This is a genomic window from Actinoplanes sp. NPDC051388, from assembly GCF_055586225.1.
In genome coordinates, this window is record NZ_JBVJIP010000049.1 from 1 (window position 1) to 1,074 (window position 1,074).

Genomic DNA, 1,074 nt, shown 5'->3' on the forward strand with positions numbered 1-1,074 from the left:
GACCCCTCAGCGGCGTCCGCATGCCCCGAATGAACTCGATCATGGAACGATGGATCCAGTCCTCCCGTATGAGCTGCTCGACCGGACGCTGATCTGGAACCAGGCACACCTGCTACACGCGCTGCGAGTACGAACAGCACCACACCGTCATCGTCCTCACCGGGGAATCGCGAACGCCCGACCCCTGCGTCCGCTACCCGAGCCGATCACCAATCCTGCCGCGATCACCCGTCTCCGCGTCTGCCGAATGATCGTCTCGGCGGACTCCTCCACGAATACGATCATGCGGGGTGAGCTGCACAGATGGGGTTGTCGGCATCCGCAGCGTCGACGGTCCTGAGTCCCCGGCGCCCGAAGCGAATGTCCGCCCGGGCCGAAACGCATGATCGGATGCGGACGGATCGGCCCGGACGAGTCCGGCTCAATTTGCACCAGTTCAGGAAACCAGGCCAGGCGCTGTGGGTGCCGAAACTCGTCTGTGCCTCAGGCCTGGCCGTTCGTCGAGCACAATGATCGAGATGTGCGCATTCTTTGAACGCGTTCAGGAACTGCAACTCGAAACTTGAACAGGCTCAACTCAGGAAGCCGCCGCTCCGCGATCAACTGACACTACCCAGATCACGAGCTTGGCTGAGTAATGGCGCCCCACGGGAGGCAGGTGTCGGTAGCAGTTGCGGGCTGGACTGTGCGTCCTACCGTCGGTGGTGTGTCCTGGCCGATGTTCTTCGGGGGCGTCACCGGACGGGCTCGTCGTCGGATTCATCGTCCTCTCGGCGTTCCTCGAGCACCATCTCCCGGTCGTCCAGCACCATGGACAGTGCCGGCCACCGCTCTTCCGCCTCGTTCATTCCCCGACGGTGTCGATCGCGTCCATGAGTGTGTCCTCGTCCAGCTCGACGAACTCGTCCGACAGCAGCTCGGTGAGCTCGCTACCGCCCGACAGCCAGATGGACGACCGCTTCGGCCAGCCGGCGTACGGCGCGGGGTCGTCGAGCGCGTCGAACGCGAGATCCAGCACCGGCAGGGTCGCCACGCCGTGTGCGAGCAGGGCGATGGCGGACGCGAGCCGGACCC

1 protein-coding gene is annotated in these 1,074 nt (G+C 64.7%); it reads right to left on the bottom strand.

Annotation, left to right across the window (positions count from 1 at the left end; all coding sequences use genetic code 11):
• Positions 1 to 844: 844 nt before the first annotated feature.
• A partial coding sequence (locus tag ACZ6TI_RS48140) for a hypothetical protein (protein ID WP_465352038.1) occupies positions 845 to 1,074 on the bottom strand: 230 nt, incomplete at its 5' end.